The following is an 848-nucleotide window of genomic DNA, read 5'->3' on the forward strand; positions in this document are numbered from 1 at the left end:
TCGAGGTGAAGTCGATGGCGGGCTCGTTGCTCGGCCACGAGGCCAGGTCGTCGGTGTAGCGCGACTCGGTCGTGTCGAAGGCGTCGAACGGCTTCGTGCACTCCTTCGCCCCAGCCGGGAACGGCAGGTCCGCGAAGTGCTCGGCCCCGTTCGGTCCGTTCACGACAGCGCCGTAGAGCACCTTCGCCTCACCCGCGAGGTTGGCCGCCTGGTGGTGCGGGCACTTCGGTGACATCGTCCCGACGCCGACGACCAGCGAGACTCCCCACGCGTTCGCGCCGAGGGTGAAGTTCCGCTGCTGAGAACCGAACGCCGCGTACCGCCGGTCACCGGTCACGTCCGCGTACAGCCGCTCGGTCGCGGCGAACCCGAAGCTCTTGCTGGCGGCGTCGAAGTCCTTGACCGACACGGCGGTCCGGAAAGGACTCTTCGCCGCGCTCGCGACGCCTTCGTCGAGCTGACGCCGGAGGTCGCCGATCAGTTCCTCACGCCCGAGCGCGGCATCCGGGACACCGTGCCGCAGGAGCTTCGCCAGTTCGGCGTGCGCCAGCGCGCTGGTGTCGTACAGGTTGAGCGTGCTCTTCTCTTCGAGATCGATGTACGCCTTCGCCCAGTGCGCCGCCTGCCGCGTCCAATCACCCGCCCTCGGGTCCCGCAAAGCCTTACCCGCCAAGGCGAGCTGTGTCGCGCCGAGCTCCATGTCGTCCCGCCAGGACGACTCCGGGTAGTACGCGTGCGGGAACGCGGTGACCAGTTCGCCGACGTTCTCGGTCTTGGCCTGGGCGAAGACCGAGGCGGCCTCGGCGAGGTACTTCCTTGCCAGCGATGGGTTCCGCTTCGCCTCGACC

General features: G+C 68.6%; 1 protein-coding gene. It reads right to left on the minus strand.

The window, feature by feature from the left end; genetic code table 11:
• On the minus strand, positions 1 to 848 hold an 848-nt coding region (locus CFP71_RS42690), incomplete at both ends, for a glycoside hydrolase family 9 protein (protein ID WP_208636169.1).

The organism is Amycolatopsis thailandensis, assembly GCF_002234405.1.
Lineage (GTDB): Bacteria > Actinomycetota > Actinomycetes > Mycobacteriales > Pseudonocardiaceae > Amycolatopsis > Amycolatopsis thailandensis.